The 21,280-nt window shown below is 65.9% G+C and carries 26 protein-coding genes; 11 read left to right on the forward strand and 15 right to left on the reverse strand.

Features of this window, described 5'->3' with window-relative positions; all coding sequences use genetic code 11:
• The first annotated feature begins 127 nt into the window (after positions 1–127).
• Positions 128–571, forward strand: a complete 444-nt coding sequence (locus tag AS181_RS24990) for a hypothetical protein (RefSeq protein WP_058253246.1) — start codon at positions 128–130, stop codon at positions 569–571.
• 20 nt (positions 572–591) lie between these two features.
• Entirely contained in the window at positions 592–1,152 is a 561-nt protein-coding gene (locus tag AS181_RS19795; protein ID WP_058253247.1) for an RNA polymerase sigma factor, read from the forward strand.
• A gap of 18 nt (positions 1,153–1,170) precedes the next feature.
• On the opposite strand, the gene AS181_RS19800 is transcribed toward AS181_RS19795, so the two are convergent.
• Positions 1,171–3,126: a MucR family transcriptional regulator gene (locus AS181_RS19800; protein WP_139114233.1), complete on the reverse strand. Its 1,956-nt coding sequence runs from the start codon at positions 3,124–3,126 to the stop codon at positions 1,171–1,173.
• 55 nt (positions 3,127–3,181) lie between these two features.
• Complete coding sequence (locus tag AS181_RS19805) at positions 3,182–3,562, reverse strand: hypothetical protein (RefSeq protein WP_058253249.1); 381 nt, start codon at positions 3,560–3,562, stop codon at positions 3,182–3,184.
• Positions 3,563–4,069: 507 nt separating this feature from the next.
• On the opposite strand from AS181_RS19805, the gene AS181_RS19810 reads away from it, so the two are divergent.
• Both AS181_RS19810 and AS181_RS19815 read left to right on the forward strand, forming a co-directional pair.
• On the forward strand, positions 4,070–4,432 hold the full coding sequence (locus AS181_RS19810) for a lipoprotein LpqH (RefSeq protein WP_058253250.1): 363 nt from the start codon (positions 4,070–4,072) through the stop codon (positions 4,430–4,432).
• A 247-nt stretch (positions 4,433–4,679) separates the two neighbouring features.
• Positions 4,680–5,402, forward strand: coding sequence for a hypothetical protein (locus tag AS181_RS19815; protein ID WP_139114234.1), 723 nt, complete (start codon positions 4,680–4,682; stop codon positions 5,400–5,402).
• A gap of 163 nt (positions 5,403–5,565) precedes the next feature.
• On the opposite strand, the gene AS181_RS19820 is transcribed toward AS181_RS19815, so the two are convergent.
• Positions 5,566–5,784 (reverse strand): hypothetical protein, encoded by a 219-nt coding sequence (locus tag AS181_RS19820; protein ID WP_231742575.1) that lies wholly within the window; start codon positions 5,782–5,784, stop codon positions 5,566–5,568.
• A gap of 234 nt (positions 5,785–6,018) precedes the next feature.
• Here AS181_RS19820 and AS181_RS19825 point away from each other — a divergent pair, with 234 nt between their 5' ends.
• Positions 6,019–6,345, forward strand: a complete 327-nt coding sequence (locus AS181_RS19825; RefSeq protein ID WP_058253253.1) for a hypothetical protein — start codon at positions 6,019–6,021, stop codon at positions 6,343–6,345.
• Positions 6,342–6,554 carry a hypothetical protein gene (locus AS181_RS19830; RefSeq protein WP_058253254.1) on the forward strand — a complete coding sequence of 71 codons (213 nt, stop codon included), beginning with the start codon at positions 6,342–6,344 and terminating at the stop codon, positions 6,552–6,554. The genes AS181_RS19825 and AS181_RS19830 overlap by 4 nt, the downstream gene beginning before the upstream one ends.
• Before the next feature lie 97 nt (positions 6,555–6,651).
• Here AS181_RS19830 and AS181_RS19835 read toward each other — a convergent pair whose 3' ends face one another.
• Entirely contained in the window at positions 6,652–7,554 is a 903-nt protein-coding gene (locus AS181_RS19835; protein WP_156422437.1) for an ATP-dependent DNA ligase, read from the reverse strand.
• A gap of 120 nt (positions 7,555–7,674) precedes the next feature.
• Between AS181_RS19835 and AS181_RS19840 the strand changes: the two genes are divergently transcribed.
• The 3 genes from AS181_RS19840 (at position 7,675) to AS181_RS25205 (ending at position 10,099) form a co-directional block, all read left to right on the forward strand.
• Complete coding sequence (locus tag AS181_RS19840) at positions 7,675–8,829, forward strand: tyrosine-type recombinase/integrase (RefSeq protein WP_058253255.1); 1,155 nt, start codon at positions 7,675–7,677, stop codon at positions 8,827–8,829.
• Positions 8,830–9,153: a helix-turn-helix domain-containing protein gene (locus AS181_RS19845; RefSeq protein WP_058253256.1), complete on the forward strand. Its 324-nt coding sequence runs from the start codon at positions 8,830–8,832 to the stop codon at positions 9,151–9,153. It begins immediately after the preceding gene.
• A 418-nt stretch (positions 9,154–9,571) separates the two neighbouring features.
• Complete coding sequence (locus AS181_RS25205) at positions 9,572–10,099, forward strand: tyrosine-type recombinase/integrase (protein WP_175404361.1); 528 nt, start codon at positions 9,572–9,574, stop codon at positions 10,097–10,099.
• Positions 10,100–10,374: 275 nt separating this feature from the next.
• Here AS181_RS25205 and AS181_RS19850 read toward each other — a convergent pair whose 3' ends face one another.
• The 5 genes from AS181_RS19850 to AS181_RS19870 form a co-directional block, all read right to left on the reverse strand.
• The gene (locus AS181_RS19850; RefSeq protein WP_058253257.1) at positions 10,375–11,640 is read right to left on the reverse strand and encodes an MFS transporter; all 1,266 of its coding nucleotides are present in this window, start codon (positions 11,638–11,640) and stop codon (positions 10,375–10,377) included.
• Positions 11,637–13,292 carry an ABC-F family ATP-binding cassette domain-containing protein gene (locus tag AS181_RS19855; RefSeq protein ID WP_058253258.1) on the reverse strand — a complete coding sequence of 552 codons (1,656 nt, stop codon included), beginning with the start codon at positions 13,290–13,292 and terminating at the stop codon, positions 11,637–11,639. Before AS181_RS19855 ends, AS181_RS19850 begins: the two co-directional genes overlap by 4 nt.
• Positions 13,293–13,989: 697 nt before the next feature.
• Positions 13,990–14,196 carry a hypothetical protein gene (locus tag AS181_RS19860; RefSeq protein WP_044508856.1) on the reverse strand — a complete coding sequence of 69 codons (207 nt, stop codon included), beginning with the start codon at positions 14,194–14,196 and terminating at the stop codon, positions 13,990–13,992.
• Between the two features lie 116 nt (positions 14,197–14,312).
• Positions 14,313–14,588 carry a hypothetical protein gene (locus tag AS181_RS19865; RefSeq protein ID WP_139114235.1) on the reverse strand — a complete coding sequence of 92 codons (276 nt, stop codon included), beginning with the start codon at positions 14,586–14,588 and terminating at the stop codon, positions 14,313–14,315.
• Between the two features lie 97 nt (positions 14,589–14,685).
• On the reverse strand, positions 14,686–15,771 hold the full coding sequence (locus tag AS181_RS19870) for a GmrSD restriction endonuclease domain-containing protein (protein ID WP_420871722.1): 1,086 nt from the start codon (positions 15,769–15,771) through the stop codon (positions 14,686–14,688).
• Positions 15,772–15,979: 208 nt separating this feature from the next.
• Here AS181_RS19870 and AS181_RS19875 point away from each other — a divergent pair, with 208 nt between their 5' ends.
• Entirely contained in the window at positions 15,980–16,357 is a 378-nt protein-coding gene (locus tag AS181_RS19875) for a PH domain-containing protein (RefSeq protein ID WP_058253261.1), read from the forward strand.
• 58 nt (positions 16,358–16,415) lie between these two features.
• Here AS181_RS19875 and AS181_RS24995 read toward each other — a convergent pair whose 3' ends face one another.
• The 5 genes from AS181_RS24995 to AS181_RS19895 all read right to left on the reverse strand — a co-directional run bounded on the left by AS181_RS24995 (position 16,416) and on the right by AS181_RS19895 (position 19,463).
• A complete protein-coding gene (locus tag AS181_RS24995) occupies positions 16,416–16,604 on the reverse strand; it encodes a hypothetical protein (RefSeq protein WP_139114236.1) in 189 nt (62 codons plus the stop codon).
• 268 nt (positions 16,605–16,872) lie between these two features.
• Positions 16,873–17,574 carry a helicase associated domain-containing protein gene (locus AS181_RS19880; protein ID WP_058253262.1) on the reverse strand — a complete coding sequence of 234 codons (702 nt, stop codon included), beginning with the start codon at positions 17,572–17,574 and terminating at the stop codon, positions 16,873–16,875.
• A 4-nt stretch (positions 17,575–17,578) separates the two neighbouring features.
• On the reverse strand, positions 17,579–18,337 hold the full coding sequence (locus tag AS181_RS19885; protein ID WP_082652989.1) for a helicase associated domain-containing protein: 759 nt from the start codon (positions 18,335–18,337) through the stop codon (positions 17,579–17,581).
• A complete protein-coding gene (locus tag AS181_RS19890; RefSeq protein WP_058253263.1) occupies positions 18,322–19,074 on the reverse strand; it encodes an RES domain-containing protein in 753 nt (250 codons plus the stop codon). The genes AS181_RS19885 and AS181_RS19890 overlap by 16 nt, the downstream gene beginning before the upstream one ends.
• Positions 19,071–19,463: a hypothetical protein gene (locus AS181_RS19895; protein ID WP_058253264.1), complete on the reverse strand. Its 393-nt coding sequence runs from the start codon at positions 19,461–19,463 to the stop codon at positions 19,071–19,073. Before AS181_RS19895 ends, AS181_RS19890 begins: the two co-directional genes overlap by 4 nt.
• Before the next feature lie 147 nt (positions 19,464–19,610).
• On the opposite strand from AS181_RS19895, the gene AS181_RS19900 reads away from it, so the two are divergent.
• Positions 19,611–20,306, forward strand: coding sequence for a helicase associated domain-containing protein (locus AS181_RS19900; protein WP_058253286.1), 696 nt, complete (start codon positions 19,611–19,613; stop codon positions 20,304–20,306).
• A 22-nt stretch (positions 20,307–20,328) separates the two neighbouring features.
• Here AS181_RS19900 and AS181_RS19905 read toward each other — a convergent pair whose 3' ends face one another.
• Positions 20,329–21,075, reverse strand: a complete 747-nt coding sequence (locus AS181_RS19905) for an LppU/SCO3897 family protein (RefSeq protein ID WP_442902802.1) — start codon at positions 21,073–21,075, stop codon at positions 20,329–20,331.
• Positions 21,076–21,280 lie beyond the last annotated feature (205 nt).

The raw sequence follows: 21,280 nt of genomic DNA on the forward strand, positions 1-21,280 counted from the left end.
GAATGAGGAATGTTCCCGCCCACGATCGCCGCGACCCCGAATCCGCGTCTATCTGGCGAGGAGGATTACATCACAGCTGTCGGGACCTGGTCGGGAACACCGAGGGTGGGCCGTAACATCTCACCTGGTGACCGGGCCGACGGCGACCTTCGTCGGCGACCACCTCACCAGAAACGGAGGTCAACACATGCAGGAGGACGAACCGTCGCCGGTTCTGGCGTCACTCGGCATCGACCCCGCCACCCTCACCACCGACCTCCCGCCGGGAGTGTGGGACAACGCGCTGCAGGCAGCCTTCGACCCGGCCGCCGTCGCCGACCCCGACACCGTCCCCGACATGGACGACACCCCGCCGGCCGACCTCGACGAGGACATCGACCTGGGTGACGACACCCCCGACAGCCCGCCCAGCGAGGCACCGGCTGATCCGCCGATCGCCCACGCCGCCCAAGACGCCGCCGAGGAAGGACAGCTCCCGCCCGCCGACGAGCCCAGTGGGAGTGTCGACCTCGCCGACGCCGGTGTCGAAGACCCGCATCCCAGTGCCCACGACACGCACGACGACATCTGAGAACCGGGTTGGGGGAGTTGATGGACGAAGCACGTCTGCTGCTGCAAGCACGTAACGGCGACCAGCACGCCTTCGCCGAGCTCGTCGGCGCTCACCGCACGCACGTGTGGGCGGTGTGCCTCAACATCTGTTCCAACCCCCACGACGCCGAGGACGCCCTGCAGAACACCCTCGTCGCGGCGTGGCAGAACCTACACAAGTTCCGCGGTGAGTCGAAGTTCAGCACCTGGCTGCACCGGGTGGCCGCGAACAACGCCCTGATGGTCGTGCGGCGCCGCAAAGCCAACACCACCATCACCGACTTCACCGACCCCGACCAGCCGATCCAACTCGTCGACGACACCCACCAGTCAGCATTTGATGATCAGATCGCGCTGCGCGACGCGGTACGCGACGCACTCGCACAGCTACCTGAGGACTTCCGAGAAGCCGTGGTCCTGCGTGAATTCGGCGATCTCACCTACGCCGACATCGCCGCCCACCAGGGCGTCGGTGTTCAGACAGTCAAATCCCGACTCAACCGAGCCCGCACCCAACTCGCCGACCTGCTACGCGACACCACCGCCGCGACAGGCCAATAGCGTCGAACGAGACATCGATCAGCGAGACTGGTCCTCGAGAAGGGCTGACGGTAGATCGGTCAGGCGTGGCGCATTCGGGTTGCGGCGGAACCGCTCCGAGTATCGGGAGTTGGTTGCGACCTGGTGCTGCTGCCGCTCGCGAACCTCGGTGGAGACCAACCCGATGCGCTGTTCGATGCCGTGGCGCTGTTTGTACTCGCGGGCGGTCAGGTCATGGGTTTCCAGATGGGTGCGGGTCAGCGCACGGAAACGCTCACCGCATTCATGGCACGCGATTGTCTCGCCGTCGTCGTCGATGTGGCCCCACCAGCCATGTCCTGACCGGCGAGGAGTCGCCGTGGTGGAAGAATCGACGCCTGAGGGGTCGGCTAGCACGCGCTCGCGTCGCCGCTGGATCGCGTGCGCGGAGCAGCGGTCTTGTTCCACCGCCCACCATTCACAGTCGGCCACAACACATTTACGCGCCTGACCGTTGCGTTCCAACAGGTAAACCAGGGCGGTGGACAGATCGTCTCCGGCCCGGCCGGCGATGGTGTCGACGGCGACCGACAGCGCAGTAGCCACGATGTGCTGTACCCGGTCGGCGGTGAAGCGCCGCTGCCACTGGCCGCCCCAGATGGTGGCCGCCAACAGGTCGTCGGAGACACCCGCGGTGCGGTAGACCCGGTCGAGGACGGCGCGCGCATCGCAGACCACCGTACGCAGGCGGGCGCCGCACGCCGCGATCGCCGCCACGATGGCGTCGCGATCGGGATGGTTAGCAGCAGCGATGGCGATGTCAGCGAAGTAACCGGCGAGGTCATCGACAAGCCGACCACGGCTGTCTTGGCCCAGGTCGCGGATCGCCGCGGCCGGGGTGAACACCGGCAGGCCGTCGACGATGTCGACGTCGTCCCACGACAACGCCGTCGAGCGGCCCAGATATCGGGCGGTCGTGGTCGTACGTCCCCCGTTCTTCGGTGCCTTGGTGATCGCGAGCTGCGGCAGTCCCTGACCGGGCTGGCCGAGGCCATGGATGGCCAAGGCGGTCGTGCCGGTGACCACACAGTCAGGACGGGGCGCCGACAGCCGCTGAGCAGGGGTCGAATCCCGTACGGCCGCTACCCAGGCCAGCTGCGCCGCAGCAAGGGCGCCCTCACCGGGACGGTCGGCTTCGCGCATCACGCCGTTGGCGACCGGAACCACCAGGCCCGCGTCGCGCAGCTTCACGTGATCGCTGCGGGTCACGCCCTGCTGCTGGAGCTGGACGCTGGTGATCAGTCCCCACTGGGCCGTCCGCAGCGCCGCGGTATCGGCCCATTTGCGAGCCAGCAGCGGGGGCAGGGGAGATGACGGTGACGGGGCGTCCAGGCGGATACCGGTGGCCGCGATCGCGGCGTCGATGGCGGCCTGATCGGGGCGGTCGGCCGCAGCCCCGGCGATAGTAGTGAAGTAGTCGGCCAGGTCGTCGCCGAATCGGGCGCCACCGTGCGCGGCGACATCGCGGATCGCCGCGGCCGGGGTGAAGACGGGCAGTCCGTCGAGAACCGCCACGTCATCCCACGACAGTTCCGCCCGGCGAGGAACGATCGCGTAGGTGGCGGTCTGCCGGTGCTGGAAGCGCCCGGTGACAGCCAGTAGCGGCAGCGTCTCGACGGGCGGAGCGGCGAGTCCATGCAGGGCCAGCGCGGTGTACGCGGTGACCACATAGTCTGGCCGCGCGGCCGAGAGCCGTTCCTCCGGAGCCGAACCCGGCGCTGCCGACACCCAGGCCAGCTGGGCTACGGCCAGCAGGTCGTCCGCCGGCGGGCGGGGTTCCCGCATCACACCTCTGGCCACCGACACCAGCAATCCTCTGCGCCGCAGCAGAAGCTGACTCGACCCGTTGACGCCGAGGCGCTGGAGTTGGGCGCTGGTAATCAGGCCCCACTGCTGGGCACGCAACGGTGCAGAATCGGCCCATCTCCGAGCCAACACCGACGACTGCGCAACCACCGGGAAAGGATAGGTCACGCCGAGCCGATGACAGATGTCAACGCCAGCCGTCGAATCAGCAGAACTCGAGGGCAACCAGCTGCCACCGATAGGCGACACGGCCCAGAGTGGATCGGCTGCCCGGCCGCGCGGCGGCACGTATCCGACATGGCTTGCGCTCGACGCGGGCGGCGAATGGCCGCACCTGGCCGTCCGTGGTGACGGAACCGAAGATCTCGGCGCCGCAGGGGTCACACAGCTGTACGTGGAGGCGATGCACCGATGGCCCGATCGAGGACCTCTGGGCCCTACTGGCTGTCGCGGCAACCGTCTTCGCGATATGAAAGGCGTCGTGACGGACCAGTACCGCGATCTGGTCCGCGATCGCCGGGGTCACCGTCTCGCCAAGACGAGACGTTCCTCGCTGGCGGCCGATCACCTCGCACACCAGCTGCATGACGGCAACCGAGAATCGGTGGGCCTCCCATACAGCCGACGACATCGCCAGTGACCGATTATCACTGTGTGCGAGCGGTTCTCGCACTCGGACGGTGCCGCTCGGAGCCGCCGCGCGCACAGAAGCGTGTGGAGACGCCGACCGCCCTCGGGTGTGCGGCGGCAGGGATCTCCCTGTCGAGGATGATCCTCGAATCAATGGCTGCATGCTGATGTGTTGCAGCAACCACCCCGCCTAGTTCCAGCCGGTGGGTTCCGTCTACTGACCCCGGCGGTATGTGACCGACCGGCGCCGCGGCGGTCCGGCGCCTTCCCCTCGCGGGTTCGCCCGGTACAGTCCCGCAGCAAGCAAGCAGATCGTGTGCCTCACGACCAGCCCAGGGGGAGACAGAATATGGCTAGCCGTCAGCGTTTCGTGGTGCCACTCCTGGTGGCATCCTGTGTCGGTCTCGTAATAGCCGGATGTTCGGAATCCGATGCCTCCCAAACCGCGGATACGCGACCGGAGTTGTCCAAGATCGACATCCCCTACGCCGAACTCAGCGCCACTGTCGATGGCCAACCACTCCCAGGCATCGACCCGTCTGAGTTCATGTGTTACCGACAGAGCAATTCCATCAGCATCACCGGACAGGACCCCACCGACGGGCAGCCTGGGCTGAGTGCCGATCTCCAGCCAGGCAATCCACCAAAACTCGTGAGGGTGTCGTTCGGACTCGATGGGGTCCTCTACACCGCCAAGCAGGGCAAGGGTTCAGTCGAAGCTGTCGACCAGGACGGTTCCCGTATCACGGTTCGCGGGACTGCGGAAAGCTGGGATCTCGCCGTACCTATCACCAAGCAATTCGAGCTCTCGGCAACTTGCAACTGACACCGCACAAGCCTTGGGTCGCCCGCTATCGCGGGCAGTGATCGACTCCGCGGGCATCACCGGCTTCCGGCGTGTCAGTGATCAGCTCTAGCACCTGGCAGCGCCGTCCCACCGACGCCGTGGGCCAGGCCTATCCGGCCGATTGGTCGGTCGGTCGGAACATCTCGGCAGCCCAGTTGCATCAGACCCTCCGAACAGCCAGCCGATCCGCGGCGGCTCCGGACGGGTAAGGACTCGCGATGCCAGGATGCGTTCCCGCGTCACCCACGCAGGTAAACATCGACCGCCGATCGACAGGCCCGATGTGACCGCGCTGTCGAAGCGAGAGCGCGTCTACCAGCGCCTCGCCGCCGACCTCGCACACGCCGATCCCTCGCCACACTCGCACGGACACCTCGGCGTAGCCGACACGCGGCGGATGTCCTCTCCCACGCGCGTTCTCGTGGACTGGTTGCGCCATATCGAGGAACGATCTGGGTTCACCGACAGCAGCGAGGTCGATCAACTCCGGATCGATCTCTGCCGGTTGCTGGCCAGCACCGGCGTCCGCGATTGCGGCGCCGCCGAGGCGCTCATCGACCAGTTTCACCTTCAGCCACCAGTGAGCGCTGAAGTCTTGACCGAAGCGGCGCAAGCGCTGCGGGAGTTGGCATCCCGCGATCATCGCGACGAACTATCGAGGCTCGCAGCAGACCGCACACTGGGCGTTTGTCGATCGGGGATCCTTGAGTTCCTGACCGAGCATGGCCAGCAAGAGGATGTGCATCTCGTTGCCGACCAAATCAGCGATCCCAGCGTGCGGGCGACAGCGATAGCCTGCCTCCGACGGTTCCGGCCGACCCCCGTCCATCTCATCGGCACGGTCGAGGCCTACCTCTACGACCCCGACAGCGCTGTCCGCGAGCAAGCATCCCGGACTGTGGCAGTCCTCTACGCCGCGGTGTTCGCGGCTAGCAGCGGCGCAATCTGATCCCGGGCATTCGCCGCGAGGCCCCTGTCGAGCGGTTCGACAGGCCGGACCGTCACGCCCTTTCAGCAGGTCGCGTGATGAACCAGTGCTGGGGCGAAGGTCTGCGGTGTCGGTGCACCGCTGCATCACCGGCGAGGGCCGTCAGGCAGGCAGACGTCACGGGTCAGTCCTGGTCGAAGTCGGTCTCTATCGCCTCGATCATCCGATCCTCGTAGGCCTCCTGGTTGATGAGACGCGCCTCGAAACCCTCTTCGGTGTAGCTGCCCTGGGCGGCCTGCTCCCCGAGGGAGATGATGCGTGCGGTGCGCTCGTCCTCGTCGAGGAGGGATTCAAGCTTCTCGCGCAGACGTCTGAGAGCGCCCTCTTCGGAATCCGCTGTCACAGACCAGTTTTCTCCGCCATACCGGCCCGTCCAGACACCGCTGTCGTCCTCGGTGAGGATGGCACGTTGGGTCACGTGCAACCGTGGTCGCGCATCCACCGATTCACCTCCCAGCCGCGGGAACGGCGGGGGTGCGTACGGTCCCGGACTTCCCTTCCGGTCACACCCCCGCCTACCCGTACAAACTACACGAGCATCGAACACCCATTCGACCCGTTGGGTTAAACTGTGAGCATGTTCGATCGCTGGCCCGACACCCGAACACTACGCGTGGTCGACCCGCCCAGGCCCGTGCTGATCGACATGGCGATCGCTGACCCGTCCTGCGGACGGTCATATGCCGCCGGCGGGGGAGTCTCGCTGCGGGTGCGAGCCTCCGGTGCCCGTATCGAACCGACCATGCCCGCGCTCCTCTTGGCGTGGTTGCAGGTCTCAAATGGATTGTGGCGCGGTATTTGTCAGATGCCGGTCGAAAGCGCCAACCACGTCTCGTCGGCCGTCATCACGATGTGGGTGCCACCCGAGGCGCTGCAACCGCGAGAGGACGCCGCCGAGCGATGACCGAGAACAACGATGCCGGGGCCGGGCCCACGAATCGCGTCGCACCCAAACGCGGCCGCGTCGCGATCGACGAGCTGACGTTGATCGTGCGGCCGCCCGGTAGGGCGGCAGACGTCCGGGTCTACACCGACGATGAGGCGACCGAGGCCCAGGCGTACGCCGACGAGGTCGGCGGACAGGTCGATCGACTCGGAGAAGCCACGAGCTGACTCCGCTGGCGCTGCGCTGCCGCCCTCCCCGGCGGGTCGGTTGCCACAGGGCCATCGTGGTTGCGTTGTGCAGGTGACCGAGTCGACGTCCGAGTAGTCAGGACTGGGTGTCGTGTTCGGGCCAGATCACCTCGTCCGGGGTTTTGTCGGTGCGCAAGCCTTTCCACGAGGGATGTCGCAGCCGGCGGGTGAGCTCGCGGTACTCGATGGTGCCGATCAATACCGGTCGCACCCACCGCACGTTTCTGATCCTGGTGGGCGAGTGCTCGGTGGTGAACGGATGCTCGGGGCGCGCTATCGCCGCCAGTCGTTCAGCGATCTCGCGGCGGTGCCGCTGGGTGAACCCGGTACCGACCTCCCCGAGGTAGACCAACTCACCCGAGGATCGGTAGCCGCCGACCAGCAGCGACCGCACCATCGCCGGGCCGCCGGTCCACCCGCACACGATCACTTCGGCGCTGAGCCGCAGAGGAACCTTGACCCACGCCGGGGACCGCTGCCCCCGCACGTATCTCGACGTTGCTCGCTTGGCGACCACCCCCTCCAGGCCAAACGTCCTCGCGAGCTCGAGCATCGGTTCGGCGGAGCTGTCAGGCCAGTACGGGGTGACCTGCGCCGCGCCGATACTGGTGAGCGAGGTGTCGAGCAGTTCGCGGCGCTCGAAGTAGGGCAGCGGTCCGACGTCGGAGCCGTCGAGCTCCAGGACGTCGAACAGATAGAACGCCGCCGGAACATCGGTGAGCAGCCGCCGGCCCGGCCGCGGGGTGTGCATGCGTCGTTGCAGAAGCGAGAACGACGGCCGCCCGTCGGCGTCGAGAGCCACGATCTCACCGTCGACCACGACGTCGCGGCCGCCACTGGCGTTCATCAGGGCGGCCGTGATCTCGGGGTAGGTCGAGGTGATCGGGCTGAGGTTGCGGCTCAACAGCAACACCTTCCCGCTAGCGACTCGGGCGATACAGCGCTGGCCACTGGAGTGCAGGCGGGTTCTGTGTCGCACTGACGAGGGCCGTGGTCAGGTTGTACCTGGTCTTGAGTGTCTCTGGCGGCGCAGAACATGTCACTTAAAATTGGCGATTACTGCTAAAGTTTGACAGTCATGGCCATATAGTGCGAGCTTATGGCAGATTTTCAAACCCGTCGAGCGGCTGCAGTTGCCGCCGAGGCGGCCGAGTCTGTCATACCCAGTGGGTTAGCGGACGTCGAAGCGATCCAAGCTGCACGCTCCGATGGGGCTGATCTTGCCGATGAGGCGGCGTTCTTTGTCGAGACGATTGCTGAGTACGGCTGGGCGCGCGACGTCTCAGGACTGGCGCCGTCGACGTTGCAGTCTCTGGTGAGGCCGGTGTTGGAGGTCTGCGACCACTACGATTGTGTGCCTTGGCATCTGACTCCTCGACAGTTTGATCAGTACTTTTCCGGGCCGGGTAAACGCCACCACTCGACGATGCGTAAGAAGGCGAGTCAGGTCGACACGTACTTCGCCTTCCTCGAGCAGCGATATGGTGGCGAGATCGCACGCAGATTCGGCGTGACGGTGCGCTCTCCGGTCGACCCGTTCAACCGCCCCCGGCACCGTGGCGACTTCGCGCTCCGCATTCCTCCCTCGCAGCGGGCGATGAAGGAGTTCTTCGCAGCGTGGCGAGCTGATCTGGTCGATTCTCGCAAGTACCCGGTTGCGGCACGCGACTACGTCATGGCCAAGATAGCGTACTTGTCGGGGGTCCGAGCGAAGGAGTTGTGCGCAGTCAAGATCGGTGATGTGCACTGGGAGCGTGGGCACTGGGGCCGGTTCGTTGTGATCGGCAAGGGTGCCCGTGGGTCGGGCCCACGGCAGCGTGAGGCATTCCTCTTCGCGGAGGGACGCGAGCTGCTCTGGTGGTACATCGAGAACATACGCGGTCAGTTCTGCGATGATCCGACCAACGCCGCGGCCCCGCTGTGGCCTTCAGAACGCCTGCCGACCGCAGTCGCAGCACTGAACGTGGCCACAGCGTCGCCGATCCGTCCTGAGACGTTCCGCAAGGCACTCAAGCGAGCATCGCGAATGCACCTACCGGGGCCGGTCGATGAGTTGTTTCCCCATCTCCTGCGCCACGCCTGTGCAACACACAACTATCAGAACGGTATGCCGCTGTGGGACGTGCAGAGGCTGCTCGGGCACCAATGGCCGAGTACCACGGTGGGCTATCTCGCATCCACCACCGCCGATCCGGAGCAGGCGGTGTTGAGTTCGACGCAGCGAGCGGTCCGACGCCTAGGAATCGAGGATTAGATGAAATGGAATCTGAGAATGGTTGCCGCGCAACGTGACATCTGGCGGCCTACGCAACTGCTGAAGGCCTTCGAGGAAGTGGGGTTTGAACCATCACTGAGTAAGGTCGTGGCACTGTGGTCGAAGTCGCCGGTCACGATCCGTCTCGACGATCTGGACAAGATCTGCGCCGCACTCGATTGCACCGTCGATGAGCTGATGCAAGCCGAACCCGTGCAGAGCCGCGTCGCCCCAGGTCATGAGCAGGACGCTGTCGGTCAGAGCAGCGCGACGAGTAGGCCTGTGCCCCGCAGGTCAGGCGGTCGATCGTTGCCGCCGAACTGACGGTCGGGCATCGGACATGGACGGCCTCCTGACGCCGCCGTCGGCTGAGTCCGGCCGCGATGAGCGAGCGGTGCACCGCTACCTACACGACGATGTTCCGCCCCAGTTTCGACACGACATCACAGTCTGGGTCCGCTCGCTACGCGGGGACGGTACCCGACCCTCGATCCCACTCCAGTGGGTCACGGCCCGAACCTACTTGTGTTTCGCGCTTCCCGCCCTTCGTAACTGGGCAACTCGCTACCAGTCTCTGCGAGAGATCACCCGACACGACGTCGTCTCCGAACTTGACGCGCACCTCGGCAGCTCGCTACACAACGTGCGTACCGCACTGCGGTCACTGTTCGGTCGGCTACAACGAGAGAACCGGATCTTCGTGGACCCGGCGAGAGGGCTCGCTGGACAGTACATAAGCCGGGTGCCGCAGCCACTGCCCAGCGATCAGCTACGTGCAGCGTTCGATGCCACCCACTCGCCGCGCGACCGCCTCATCCTGGCACTGGTTGCCGTGCACGCTTTGGGAGTGAAAGAGATGCAGCAGTTATCGATCGACGACGTCGACCTGGCTAGCGGAACGATCGTCATTGCTCGCCGCTCCGGCCGTCACACCGTACGGCTCGACGAGGCCGTGCATCGGCTCACTCAGCAATGGTTGGACCATCGTCATCGCCATTGGCCGCGAACACAAAACCGATATTTTTTCGTCAGCAGAAGTACGGCGTTGCAACCAGATTGGGCGATGAGTCCATACGGCCTTACCGCCGTTTTTCGGAGAGTCGGACTCAGCGCCAGCAAACTTCGCGCTGACCGAATCTACGACGAAGCCACTCATACCGCCGACCCGGTCGTCCTGATGAGAGTGTTCGGTATACGGGTCACATCGGCAGTGCACTACGTGCGGGCAGCGCACCCAACCCGATTTCACCTTGACCCCATATCGGAGTAGCGAACCGCCCCTCCGACACGGACGGACGACCGCCGCATCGCACCCGACATCGACCAGTTCCGCGACGTGGTCTCCGACATCAAAGCCGGGAAACCCTCTCCGGTTGCAGCAGACCCTGAGAAGCTGCGATCAACGCGCAAGCGTCTCGGCCAGCGTTGCCGCGATCGGCTGGTTCCAGCACGGTTAAGTGCGTCGACGTGGGCGACGCCCCCTGTATCGCGGTCTAAAACGCCTGTGGCGCGCCACAATTGCAGCACACGGTACTCGTCTCGAGGTCAGGTATCCAAGCGTTGCCTAGTCTCGATCTGTCGCATGCGGCCCGCGAGTAGCGCGACTGCGGCGAGCAACGTAGGCGTAATGCCGGCCACGATGAAGATGACCGGGATCGGCAAGACGAGCGACAGGGGTCCGGCGATCGCGATCGAGACTGGCATGAAGGCGATCGAGACGAAGAAGTCGAGACTTGCGACTCGCCCAATCATCTCGGGTGGCACGAGTCGTTGAAGCAGCGTGCCCCAGATAACTACCCCTGCTCCTGTGGCGGCACCGACAGCGAACAACGCGGCGAGCATCAACGGGAGGTAGCTGACGAAGCCGATCAGCACGAGCGGGAGGGCGCCGCCTCCCCAGAGGCCAATCATGAGGGTGAGGTAGCGCCGTGGCAGCTTGAGCGACGATATGACGAGGGATCCGGCTGCCCCGCCGATCCCATAGGCAGCCAGTAGCAGTCCGAACGTGGCCTCGGCGTCCTCGAATCGGTCGCGGGTAAGGAACGGTAGAAGTACCTCGATCGGTCCCTGGATGATGAGCGCGAGCGAAGATCCGAAGATTAACGTCCACAGCAACCATCGGGTGCCCGCGACGTAGCGGACCCCCGCTCGGAGATCGCCCCATATGCTGGTGTGTTCGTCGGTCGGTGTGGGTTCGGTTGCTTCTAGATGTCGGCTCAGAAATAGGGTGATGATGAACGCGATCGCGTACGAGGCAGCGACGATGACTGCGCCAATGGCGGGGAAGAATGCGCCGACGACGATTCCGCCGAGTGCGGGGCCGAGGCCCTGGCCCATAGAGGGTCGAAGGGCGCCTTCTAACCCGTTCGCGGCAAGTAATTGTTCCGGTGGCAACACCTGAGGGAGGTAGGCGCTGTAGGCGGGGTAGAAGAACGCGCTACCCGCGCCCATCGCGAACGAGGCGAGCCCAATATGCCACAGCTCGATCGCGCCCGTGAGGGACATCGCAGCCACGGCGGTCATGACCACGGCGGTGCACCCTTGCACGGTGATGATGATGCGGCGTTTGGAGAAGCGGTCGGCTATTACCCCTCCCGCGATCGAGAAGGTAAACAGGCCAAGGCTGAGCCCAGTCGCGACGGCTGAGAGAGCGAGGGGGCTGTTGTCTAGGGCGAGCACTTGAAACACCATGACGATGGTCCACATGCCGGTGCCAAAAACTTCGATGCCGACAGCGGCAAACAGTAGACGGTAGTCGCGTGTGGCCAGGGGACGCAGCGCCCTGAGTCGGTCGGACGAGTTGATGTTCATGCCCGCGCCTCGCTACCGGTCGGTGCTGCCAGCGCCATCGCGGGCCAGTCGTTGACGTCGCGGAGAAGCTGCCTGTCATGGCTGGACACGATCACCGCCGCTTCCGTGGCGCGGAGCGCGTCGGTCAGTTCGTCGACGAGCGCGATCGATAGGTGGTTGGTCGGTTCGTCGAGCAGGAGCACGTGCGGTTTGGCCGCGAGTACCAGGGCGAGGTCGAGACGACGTTGCTGGCCCATCGACAGCTCAGCGACCCGTTTGCTCGATTCGCGGGCGCGTAGGAGCCCGAGCTGCGATAACCCGATTGTCTCGCTTGGCGGGACAATCCCGGCGGATACGAGCGCGTCGACGTGAGTGGTGTAGACCTCATTGGCCCGCCGATTCAGAGGAAGTGTCGACTCTTGACGGAGGAACCCAAGGCGCACATTCGTCGGGCGACGAACGCTGCCTGTATCCGGGTGGACGTCGCCCGCGACGACGCTAAGCAGTGTGGACTTGCCGGCTCCGTTGGGACCGGTCACTACCAGGCGCCCACGGTGTGACAGCGAGAACGTCACGGAGCGGGTGAGTCTTCCGGCCACGGTTACCTCGTCGACACTCAGCAGCGTTGCTCCCGTCCGTGTTTCGAGATCGGGGAAACGGAGCTGTTGCGGCGGCTCGGGAACGGTCACCGCGTGCGCTTCGAGCTGTTCCTGTCGGCGACGCACGCTCTGTACGAGCCCGCCCGCGCGGGTGGCCCGCCCGTGTTTGTTGGTGCCCTTCTCCGGCCGCCAGCCCGATACGAGTCGGTTCTGCGCCGAGCTGAGACTGTCTTGCAGTCGCGCGAACTCGGTCTGCTGCCGGTCGAACTCTTGCTGCCACCGCTCTTGCTCCGCCTGGCGGCCGTCGCGGTAGCCGGCATAGCCGTTGCCGTACACGCGCACCCGGCCGTCAGGGGTCGGGTCAAGGTCGACGATGGTCTCCGCCACGTCGGAAAGTAGAGCTCGATCATGGGTGACGACGACCACGCCTCCGTTTCGGGCGCGTAGCTGCGCAGTCAAGAACTCGAGGCCGTTTTGGTCTAGGTGGTTCGTGGGTTCATCGAGGAGTAGGAAATCGTCGTCGGCGCCGAGTAGGCAAGCCAACCGGACCCGGTAGCGCTGACCCACGGAGAGGTCCTGCAGGCGCCGGGACAAGTCTGTTTCAGCGTCGAGTGCTTCCAACGCGATTTGCACGCGCCGCTCGGCGTCCCACGCGTCAAGGGCTTCTGCATGTTCCAGTGCGTCGGCGTATCGCTCCTCAGCCCCGGCATCGCGGGCCGAGAGTGCCAGGGCGGCCGTGTCCAGATCGGCAAGTGCGGCCAGAGGTGCCGCGATCGCTTCGGACACCGCCTGACCAACGGTCCTGTCGTCCCCGGCCGGCATCTCCTGTTCCGCGATGCCGAGCGTCCCAATCTGCTGCACTGTGCCGCTATCGGGAACGAGAGCACCGGTCAGAACGTGCACGAGTGTCGATTTGCCGCGGCCGTTCTCGCCAACGACCGCCACGCGTGATGTGGCTGTCACTGTGAGGTCGAGGTGTTTGAGGACAGGAGTGCCTCCGCGGATCACGGAGACGTTAGAAGCGATGAGTTGCGCGCCGTGACGCGCGGGTAAAGGGGCTTTCTGGGGGAGCATTCGTATCCTTCGAACGACGCACCAAGCGCCTCAGAAGGCTGCAATAGTGCGCACTATGACGGCGACCCGAGTGGGTCGAGAGCAAGCGGCCGCCGCGGTCTCGGATAGATCTACGAGCGCGGGGGGCCTTACTCAGCCGTCACAGGAAGTACAAATGCACGCTTGAATGTTAGGCGTGGCTCCCGTCAGTTGCAACAGCATTCGACCTTGTGGGTTCAGGCCCGCTGAGGGACCGGGGGACTGCGACCTGATCGCCGCAATCTTCAGCGGCCACCTCTACATGGGCAGCAGGACAATGAGCGACTACGAACCTGCCCCCACATCTGCTCTGCAGAGACACTGGCAGTCATGTTTGTCGCCCAGGCCCAGCCGGAATCGTCGAACCCGCGGGCTTCCATCGAACTTCATCTCCCAGGACCAGCCTGAACCCGACGGGGGAGGACCAGGAGTCGCGAGCATTGGCGCCATTCCCGCCATCTGCCCTCCTGATCGTCTGTTTGCCGTGTCACGACTGAGGCCGTCGACCCGATACGGGTCGACGGCCTCAGTGTGTAGGTGGACGGTGCCGGTCAGTGCGCCTCTCGGCGAGTGGCCGCACGCAGCGGCGGAAAGGGGTGAGGCCCGGGGCAATGAGCCCGCCACCGTCACACCAGTCAACGGTGACCCCGCCCGCGGTATTCCGCGCGGGCTGGCCGGTCTACTCGGCGAGCTTGGCAACCGCCTGGGCCCAGAGGAAGAACTTGTTGGTGCCCAGGTCCCGCACGGTCTTGATATTGAACGCCGCCTGAAGTTTTTCGGCGTCGCCGTCGCTGACGCCTTGCAGCGCCGCGACAGGTGCGTCGGCCAGCTCGGCCAACGACTTGTCTTCGTATGCCTTGTCGAACTTGTCCGCAATTCCAGCCATGACCACTCCTTGAGAGTTCTCGACGACAGGGTTCGCAGCACCCGGGAAGGGAGCCGCGACCGCAGCCTAAACCGCCGTCACCACGATTCGAAAGGACCGCCGTGACGGCGTGTGGGCTACCGGCCAGGGTCAGGTTCCTTGCGTAGCGAGGGTCCGTCGTGCTGGGCCACCATTGCTTGTGCCTCGTGACGGCGCCGCTTGAGCAGGCCGATCAGCAGGCCGATGAGCGCTCCGATTGCAGCGACTCCGAGGGCAATCAGGAACGAGCCGATGGCCAGGCCAACGGTGAAGCTGCTCTGCTCAACCGTGGTATCTCCAGCCTCGTCGTATACCTGCCCCGCATCCGCCAGGAGCGAGACGATGGCGAGAGTGCCGCCGAGCACGAAACCCACGAGGGCGCCCCACCAGACGTAGCGGGACCTGGTTTTCGGGGCGCTACTCATTGCGCTCTTCTCCTCGTAGGTGTGTCGATGCCGCTGGCGGTCAGCGCTATTCGCAGGCGACGCCGTCGCCGTCGCGGTCGAGCTTGCGGCTGTATCCGGGCTGGCCGGCGTAGATCGGGGCCGCGCCCGCGGCGCGGACTGCCGAGCAGTTGGCGTAGTAGACCGACGAGGGTGCCTCAGCCGCAGGTGGCGGAGTGTAGGTCGTCGTCGGCGGCGTGTAGGCCGGTTCCGGGAGCGGAGTCGCCGTCGAGGTGCGGGTGTTGGGGACCTGGCGGGTCGTCGGTGCCGGAACCGCGGCGCCGCAGCTACCGAGGACGCGGGTGATGGCGTCCTTCTCGGCCTGGGTCACCCACAGCTGGTAGGCGGCTTTGACCTCGACCTGACGGGCGACGTAGGTGCAGCGGTAGGAGCGGTTCGGCGGCAGCCAGGTCGCGGCGTCACCGTCGCCCTTCTGCTGGTTGGTGGGGCCGTCGGTGGCTTGCAGGTTGCGCGGATCGTTGGCGAAGTCCGCTCGCTGAGCCGCAGAGAGCTGCTGGGCGCCCTTCTGCCACGCATCCGACAGCGCGACAACGTGGTCGATCTGCACCGCCGACGAGGTCTGGGGGCCACGCACGAACGGGATGGTGGTGCCGGTGTAGGGGTCGGCGAGTGTTCCGGACTGCACCGCGCAGCCGTTCGAGCCGGGCTTGAGCACGACGTTGGTGAGGTCGCGGCGCAGGATGTCGTTGCGGGTGTCGCAGCCGTTGTGGCCACTGTCGACGTTCACATCATCGGTCCAGGCCTGCCCGAACAGAGCTCGGTCATACCCGGTCTTGGGTGCGCGACCCTTCACCTCGAGGGTGTCCAGCGTGGCCAGTGCTTTGTTCGCGGCCGGTGCCGCCGACACCGTGAGGACCGGCGTTGCGGTGGGCAGCGACACCACCTCCGACGCCGTCGCGGCCGACGTCGTCACAGGCAGGGTCGAGGTGTCAGCGACACGCTCGGTGGTCGTGTCGGTCGTCCCGCACGCACCCAGCACCAGGGCCAGCACAGCGGCGCAGCTGCCGACGACCAAGACCCGCGTGCGAGTCCTGCGAGATGAAGGGGTGGCCGGCGGCTCTGACGAGGAGACGGCAGGGGGGAGCGGGGGCATAGCCATTGAGCGGGAAAGCCTTTCACACAAGCGGCGACCGGCGCGCACTGGCCGATCGAATGTCAACTACCTATAGCAACCCACTCGGACAGCGTTACGCCCTCCCGGCATTTCGTCACGCTTTTGGTTGGCCCGGTCAGGCTCCCGAAGTCCGCTGCGGTGTCACCTATTTGGGGGACACCTCGATCACTTTGCTAGAAGTTGGTCCATGGGAATCATGAACGGGATGATGGGCAACGCTGGTCGTATCGACCCGCGTCAAGGGCAAGCGGAGTTCGCGAAGCTCTTGGGTGAGGGCGAGACGGTCGACGCCGGTTACCGCCTGGTTCGCGACGTGTTCCTCTTCACGAACCGACGGCTACTTCTCATCGATAAGCAGGGGATCACGGGCAAGAAGGTCGAGTATCACTCGGTCCCGTACCGATCGGTGACGCACTTCTCGGTGGAGACAGCCGGCACGTTCGACCTGGACGCCGAACTGAAGATCTGGCTATCAGGTGCCTCGCATCCGATCGCTCGACAATTCAATCGGCAGGTCGACATCTACGAGCTCCAGGCGATCTTGGCCCGCTACGTCGTTGGGTGAGGCCCCCTTACGACGCACGCAACCGGGCCTGCCGCACCGAAATTGACAGAGGCGTGGGTTAGCCCTGCTCCATCAAGCGGGCAAACTGCTCCCAGGTCAGATCCCGCGTCGGGTTCTTCGCGTCCCGCGCCCACCAGGTCACACCCCCGCGAGACAGCCCGATCTCGCCAAGCTTGACGTTATCGGCATAGACCGACAGCGATGTGTCGCCGTTGCCCACATCGACCGGTCGAGACGGCAATCGCATGTCCACCCTGTGTTGCGGCACTCGTGACCTCCTGACTAGACGACCAGACCCCTCCAACATTCAGGTCTTCGCCCTCGGCGTCAATAGCTGACCGCCGGTCCCGGTATTGGCCAAAAGCTCTGCGACCGTCCACATCGCGAGCCCACGTGAAGGCGAGTCATGGCCTGGTCGACCTGGGGTGCGCGGGATCTGTGCTGTCGATCGCGCTCCAACTGACACTGGACGGGTTTTGAATCCGTTGCCTCGGCTCCGTGGTTCTTCGGTCGAATTAGGAGCGGCCTCGCACAGTCCACCGCCAGTTCGGGAACTCGGTCTCGAGGCGGCGGACCCGGTCGGCCGACAGCCGGCCCCGACGGTAGTCGGCGCGACGGTTGGCGACCCACTGGCCGATCGCGAAGCCGTCGATCACGTCCCGCTGGCGGGGGCTGCTGGTGCCGTGCACTGCCTCATACCGATGCAGATGAGCGACGCCGGCCTCGAACGCGGCGGCCGATGCTGCGTCCTGGGGATTCCACTGCCAGTCCTGGAATTCGTTGTCGATCAGCGAGACTCGGCCAGCGGGTAGTCGGCCTGTGCGGTAGTCGGCGCGGCGGTTCGCCGCCCACTGGCCGATCGGGAAGTCGTCGATGACGTCGTGCTGGCGGGGGTTGCTGGTGCCATGGGTGGCGGCGTAGCGGCGCAGGTAGTCGATCCCGTCCGCGAAGGCGGCATCGAGCACGTTCCACCGCCAGTCGGGGAACTCGGTTTCGATGCGGCGGATCCGCTCCGGCGTTAACCGGCCGAGCCGGTAGTCGGTGCGGCGGCTGTCGACCCAGGCGCCGATCCGAAATCCGTCGATCGTTGCATCGCGAGGTGGCAAGCTCGATCCATGCGCGGCGACGTAGCGGTGCAGGTGTGCGATCCCGGCGTCGAACCGCCGATCGTCCGCACGACGGCGGCCAGCGGTCGGGGAGTCGTGCTCGCTGGGCACGACGTCACCGCCTGCTTTTCGTGGCGGCGGGTCGTACCGTCCACCGCCAGTCCGGGAACTCGGTTTCGATGCGGCGGATCCGCTCGGCCGACAGTCGGCCTTTGCGGTAGTCGGCGCGACGGGTGGCGACCCAGGTACCGATAGGGAACCCGTCGATCACATCCCGCTGAGGGACCTGGCTGGTCCCGTGGGCGGCGACGTAGCGGCGCAGGTGGGACAGTCCGGTCTCGAACGCGGCCGCGAAGGCTTCGTCCTGAGGCAGCCACTGCCAGTCCGGGAACTCGGATTCCAGACGCGCGATCCGCTCGGCCGACAGTCGGCCTCTGCGGTAGTCGGCGCGACGGGACGCGACCCAGGTGCCGATCTCGAAACCGTCGACCACATCGCCTTCTCCGGCGTTGCTCGTGCCGTGGACGGCGACGAAACGGCGCAGATGGGTCACGCCGACGTCGAACATCGCGTCCCGCACATTCCACACCCAGTCGGGGAACTCGGTTTCGAGGCGGCGGATCCGCTCGGCCGACAGATGGCCCCGCCGGTACTCGGCACGGCGGTTGACGACCCACTGACCTATCGCGAAGCCGTCGATCGTCGCGCCGCGCGGCGGCGAGTTCGAACCATGCATGGCGGCGTAGCGGTGCAGGTGGGCGATCCCGGTGTCGAAGAGACGGTCGTAGGCATTACCACGGCTGGTCGAGCCAGCTTCATGCTCGTTCGACGATGCGGGACAGCCTGTTTCAGGTCGGTCTAGGCGGGGGTCCACTCGAGTCCGAGGAGGGTCAGGGCGCGGGCCAGTTGTGGATCCGCGGCGTCGATGGGGCAGTGGTCGACAACGTCGATGCGGGGGCTGATGTCGGGGTCGGCGGCGCGTTCGTAGAGCGCCCACATGCGTAGCTGGTCGCCGTGGCGGGAGTCGAACTCGATCCCGTCGACTGCTGCGTGTCCGTGGTCGGTGAGGGCGTAGAGCCAGCGGGAGATGGCCTGGGTGAGACCGCGGGGGCGCCCGTCACGCAGAGCGGCGGTGTCGAGGTCATCGAGTCCGTAGCGGATCGCGAGCGGCCGAAACACCGTTCGCAGGGTGGCGAGGCTGTCCGGGTCGGCGGGCACTGCGAACCGTCCGGTCAGGGTGGCGTGGCCGAGCATTCGTGCCTCGCACCATGATCGCGGGACGCGGCCGGACGGCAGCGTGGGGTAGTCCTGCTCGTCTTCGTCGTCGACGATGATGTCGTCGAGCTCGGCGATCAGTTGCGGGCTGGGTCGGGCGAACGCGAGGACTTCGAGGTAGCAGGCCAGGGGAGTGTCGGCGCAGTACAGGGTGCGCCACACCCCGTCGGGGTCGTCCCAGCGGCCTGCGAAGCGGCCGTCGGTGGCGTACTCCCACGGCGTCCACTCCCACGGACTCGGCGCATACCCGACCCGATAAATGGGCGTGTCGGTTCGGATGCTGCTGGTGATCGGGCCGTGTGGGGTGCCGATCGTTGACGTGCGGGGTTGGTTCATCCCACCGCGGCGAACTGGCGGGCAGCGTTGAGTACCTGGGGGCCGACGTCGGCGAGCTCGCCGTCGCGCAGCAGCAGCGCCGGCGCCCGGTCGTCGAGGACCGGGTTGAGGCCCTGGAACCAGGCTTGGGCGACGGCGGGGGTGTCGCGTTCGGTGATCAGGCGGGCGGCGCGGTAGGCGATGCGGAGCCGTTCGACGTCGTCGGGGTTGGCGATGGTGCGGGTGCCCTCGGCCCACTGCCGCACCGCCCGGGTTTCGCTCACCCGACCCAGGTAGGCCACGAGTTTCGCGCCGAGCAGATCGCGCAACGCGGCCACGAGTTCGGGCTGCGACATACGTGCCGCTTCGGCGTAGGCGGCCAGGTCCGGCCGGGGATGCGCTGCTGTCATAGTGATCACCTCTCGGTCCCAGTATAGATCCCACGGTGTGTGACAGCTAGACACCAGAAGTAATACTCGCCTCGACCCGTTGGTGGTCGTGGTGAGACTTCGGGTGGGTGGTCGACCGTCCGCCGGCGACAGGCACACTGGGTGACCGTGACCAGCCGATTCGATGAGGGTATCGCCCATCTACATCGGTACGTCGCCATGCACGGCACCAGCAACCCGCGCCAGCGGGACGTCATCGACGGCTTCCCGATAGGCCGGTGGGTCAACACCCGCCGCACCGACTATCGCCGCGGCGTCTTGGCCGCAGAGCGAATCGCGCAACTCGAGTCCGAATTCCCCGACTGGCAGTGGAAGACCAACGCCCGGACGTCCTTCACCGCCGGCCTGAACCATCTGCGCCGCTACGTCGCCCTCCACGGCACCAGCAACGCCCGCCGCCATGACGTCATCGACGGATTCCCGATCGGTACCTGGGTCGCCAGCCGCCGCGCCGAATTCCGGTCCGGACAAATGCCACCAGGACACGTCCGCCAGATCGAAGCCGAGTTCCCCGACTGGCAGTGGACCCTGCGGGCCCGACCACCGTTCCACGTCGGCCTGGACCACCTGCACCGCTACGCCGCAGCACACGGCACTAGCTCGCCACCCCGCGATGCAACGATCGACGGATTCCCGATCGGCGCCTGGGTGGCCAAACGCCGCACCGAGTACAGACGACACCGACTCTCGCCCGACCGGATCACCCAGATCGAAGCCGAGTTCCCCGACTGGCAGTGGAACCGCCGATCCTCGCGCCGGCCGCCCGTGCCTCACGATCACGGCGCAGAGAGTTCTGCGACTTAGTACTAGCCGTGCGGCGGTTGGTCTAAGGCTCGAAGTACGTCAAGCAGTATCCAGCCGGTGTCGGCTTCGCGGCGAAGTACTCGACCTGTCCCTCTGTGCATTCCGGAGCCGCGGCCACCTTGGTCTCGACCTTGAAGTAGTTCGTACCGCCCGGAACCAGCGTCACCCGCGAACAGTCGACCTCGTTCACCTTGGCTAACGGGTTTGGCACATCCGTTGGCGGTTCGGAGTAGCAGAGCCCCTGCTGGTACACCTGGGCGAGGCACAGTACTTCCTCGATGCGTGGGCGGGCGCCGGCGTACGGGCGTTCCTCGTACCAGAACGCGGCGTAGTCGATGCCACAACCGTTTCGGGTCTGCACCCGTTCCGCGACTGCATAATGAAACCCTCGGTAGCTGCAGTCGACCGTCTCGACCTCGAGCTCCCCGGCGAGTTCGCCTACCGTCAGACAGTCACCCACCCTCACCTCGGTGGTGTCGGCGACGTTGTTTTCGAAGTCGCTGGGGTCCTCGAGGGCCACGCTCACCGCGATCATCAAGGCGAGCACCGTCGCGAACCCGAGGAGCCCGGCTAACAGCCATAATCCCTTGCGGCTCTTCTTCGGTGGCCGACCACCGGGATGCGGCGGGTACACACCGCCCGGATAGGGTGCAGGCGCTCCGTACGGGACTCCCCGTCCCGGAAAGCCGGCGTTTGGCGGATCCTGCCCGGGCTGTCCGGGCGGGCCCTGGAACCCGTAACCGGGATGGCCAGGACCAGGTGGTGGCATGGTCACGCGCGTAGCCTAACCCGCCGCACGACACCGCTCGCCAGGGAATCCACAGGGCGAAAACGGACGTCTTCCCTGACTCTTCGACTCGCCGGTCGACGGATAGTCGGCGGTCGCAGACCTTGAGGTGGACAGTTACGGGTACTGTCTGCGATAGGTTCTCTGCTGCAGATCCCTGCTGGTTGCCGTCGGCGCGGGTCTGCTG

This window comes from Gordonia sp. SGD-V-85, from assembly GCF_001456905.1.
GTDB classification, from domain to species: Bacteria; Actinomycetota; Actinomycetes; order Mycobacteriales; family Mycobacteriaceae; genus Gordonia; species Gordonia hongkongensis.